The sequence below is a fragment of the Verrucomicrobiia bacterium genome, from assembly GCA_019634635.1.
In the GTDB taxonomy this organism is placed as follows: domain Bacteria; phylum Verrucomicrobiota; class Verrucomicrobiia; order Limisphaerales; family UBA9464; genus UBA9464.
The window spans coordinates 1-3382 of record JAHCBB010000072.1 but is presented as its reverse complement, the minus strand read 5'-3'; the positions used below and the strand labels follow the sequence as shown (position 1 = coordinate 3382).

At 66.4% G+C, this 3382-nt stretch carries 2 protein-coding genes; both read right to left on the bottom strand.

Features of this window, described 5'->3' with window-relative positions; all coding sequences use genetic code 11:
- A partial coding sequence (locus tag KF791_20855) for a leucine-rich repeat domain-containing protein (protein MBX3735034.1) occupies positions 1-387 on the bottom strand: 387 nt, incomplete at its 3' end.
- 264 nt (positions 388-651) lie between these two features.
- On the bottom strand, positions 652-3382 hold a 2731-nt coding region (locus KF791_20850; protein ID MBX3735033.1), incomplete at its 5' end, for a protein kinase.

The window sequence follows — 3382 nt, the reverse complement described above, 5'->3', positions numbered from 1 at the left end:
CTTTCCGATAGAGGTGAGGCTCTCGGGAAAGGCGATCTGGGTCAGGCCCCTGCAGCCGTAGAACGCATAAACCCCGATCGTGGTGAGGCTGTCTGGCAGGGTAATTTGGGTCATGGCGCTGCGGTGAGAAAAACTATAGTCTCCGATTCTCGTGACGGGGAGGCCATTGAGCTTGGCAGGGATGGTTACGGCGCCGCCTGCGCCCGTATATCCCGTGATGGTGATGCCAGTCTGGTTCGTATCGTAGGTGAACGTGAAGCCATTCTGCGCACGCAGTTCGGGGTTGGACCCTAGGAAAAGGGCCATGGCCAGCAGGGGTAGCAGGTGGGCCAAGCGGCCAAATCGGATCGCCCACAGGGTGAAGAAATTCGAGATGGAAGAGTTCATGCACCCCTTGCCACCGCACTTCCGGGAAAAGGATTCGCGGAAACTTTGAACCTAGAAAAGGCAGTTGGAACCACGGATATCGCGGATATCACGGAATATGAAACAGTTGAGAGAAAAGACGGGGTCGTCCAGAAGGGACACCCACAACTCTGCCGGTCATACATCCGAACCCATTGGCTATCCGTGTCATCCTGTCATCCGTGGTCAATTCACTGCCGTTTCCAGGTTGAAACCATCGGATCTCGCCGGGTCTGTAGCTGCCGTTCACCAACCGGCGGCGGCATCGCCCGCCTCCGCCCGGCGAATCTCCTCCCAGGACGGCGCCCGCCACAGATAGGCGTGCCGGTCGCCTCCGGTGACCACGGCCAAGCTCCCGTCGTCGGAGATCAAGGTCACCGAGGGAAAGGCAAACCCAGGGTCCAGCTCCAGCAGGGCGCGGCTGGTGACGGGGTCCACGACGCGAAGGCCGGATAAACCGAGGCGCTCTTCGTTGGGCCAAAACGCCCCGCCGTGGGGAGCGGCCATGTCGAGATTCTCCAGACGGCTCAGGGTCCGCCCGGTCCGGGCCTCCACCAGCCGTTTGTCGCCTACCGACGACGTCAGCAACAGCGTGCTGCCGTCGCCGGAGACGGCAATCCGGTGCAGGCCGGCGTGGTCCAAGGGTTGCCGGAGGACTTTTTTCCGGACGACATCGTAACCGGCGAGCCAGCCGTCGGCGTGGACTTGCCAAAGCACGCCGTCCGGTGCGGTCGGCGTGAGCTCGCGCCCGGGGAGCAGTTCCGCCTCCCACACCCATTGCTTCGCCTGGAGATCCCAAATGCAGAGTCGTTCGTCTGCCGTCCGGAAGGCAATGGCCCCAGCGCGGGCGATCCAGCAACTGTGTCCGGGCGGCACATTCGTCATTCCGGCGAACCGGCCAGTCTCCGCAAACGTCTCCGCATCGTGGAACGACAGGGAGCCGTTTCGCCGCATCACTGCCACCTGCCCTGACTCAGGAACCGGGCAAAGCGTGGCGATATCGGCACCCAGGGCGGGCACGGGAACCGGCCGGAAGTCAGGCGAAACCGCCCGTTCCGCCACCCCATTGGTCCGGACCAGCAGGACTCCTTTTCCGTGCGGCAGGAAGGTGACCTGGGTCAGATCCTTCCCCAACGGATATCCCTGGCGGTTGGGAGCCGCGGAATCGAGCCGCCAGCGCACGTCCCCCGTCAACAAGGTGTCGCCGTCCGGCAGCAGCAGCACTGCCGGGAAATCGGCGTTGATACCGTCGAACTCCCGTTCCAGGGTGAACTCCGGCACCCGCCAGATGCTGAGGCCGGTGACCAACCGCCGTCCGTCGGCTGAGAAGTTCACCGCGAACTGGCTGCTGGCGTGCAATTCCGCCCTCTGTTCCCCGCGCTGCAAATCCCAGACGAGCAGCCCCGGAAGCTCGCGATCAAAGCCGGCGCCGGTCACCAGCCAGCGCCCGTCGGGCGAGAATGCCGCAGTCAGCGGATAGTTCTGACCGAGTGGGAACCGGTGCCGATCCCGGCCGGTGGCGATTTCCACCACCCGCAGGCACTTGTCCTGAACGTCCTCCAGACTCAGGCATTGCCCGTCGGCCGAGAACGCCAGTGTGTGGGACGCGGAGTAGGTCGAGAAATCCGTTTCCAGCGTGGCCAACAGCGCGCCATCGGCCACCGCGAACACCAGCGTGCGCCGGTCGGGCCACTGGAGGCTGCAGGCCACACGGCTGCCGTCGGGACTGGCGGCCAGATGCCGGGGCATGCCTGGAACCGGCAATGAACGCACCACCTCGCGTCGGGCCACATCCCAGAGGCGGATGAAGCCGTTGGTCGGACTGCGGCAATCGGTATAGGCCAGCAGACCGGTGCCCGGCACCGTGGCGATGCGGCAGATAATGGGGGAGCCTCCCGGGAGGGTGGGATGGCGCATCCGGTTGATGGGTTCCGCCAGACGGTACAGCTCGCGACCGGCACGGACATCCCACAGCGAAAAGCCGCCTTCCTTCTCACCGCAGGCCACCGTCCGACCGTCCTCCAAGGCCGCCAGGGACCAGATCGCATGGGTGCTGGGCGCCAACCGGCCATCCGCGACCAGCCGGCCATCCGCGACCAGCCGGCCATCCGCGACCAGCCGGCTGGCCTGCCACAGGTAACGCCATTCCCAGCCGCGCAAGTCGGTCTGGCCCGGCCCCGGCCGGGTGCGGTTCAGAATGGTGCGCACGTCCTGCCATCGCGTCTCCTTGGCCGCCCGACTGGCGAGGATCAGCTCGGCCGCATAGGCGTTCCGGCGGGCGTCCAATTCGGCCTGGCGAGCGGCGACCGTGGACTTGGCCGAAGCCGCGGCCTCGGTCTCTGCCCGCCGCCACTGCCAGGTGATGCCGGCGAAACCCAGAATCAGAGCCAGAGCGCAGGCGGCGGTGAGGGCGGCGACGGCCGGTCGGCGGCGAACCCACTTGGCGAGACGTTCGGGGCGGGTGGCGGGCCGGGCGTGGATGGGTTCGTCGCGTTGCCAGCGGGCCAGTTCCTCCGCGACTTCCAGTGCGCTGCCGTAGCGACGTGCCGGTTCCTTCTCCAGGCACTTCAGCGTGATGGTCTCCAGATCCCGCGGCAGCGCCGGTCGCAGTTGCCGCGGGGCCACCGGTTCGCCCGACACCACGGCGCGCAACGTCTCGCTCAGGGTTTCCCCCACCGCCGGCGGCCGGCCCGTGAGCAGGTAGTAGAGGATCGCGCCCAGGCCGAAGATGTCGGTGGGTGTGCCCGTGGTGCCCAGCGTGGAGTCGGCCTGTTCGGGCGCCATGAAGTTGGGCGAACCGGCGGACTCGATCGTCTGGGTCGGGTCCACCAGCGATTTGGTCAGGCCGAAGTCGGTGAGCTTGGGCTCATCGTCGGGGCTGATGAGGATGTTGGCCGGCTTGAGGTCACGGTGGATGACGCCGTGCTGGTGCGCGTAGTGGACGGCCCGGGCGAGCTGTTCGACGTAGCGGACGGCG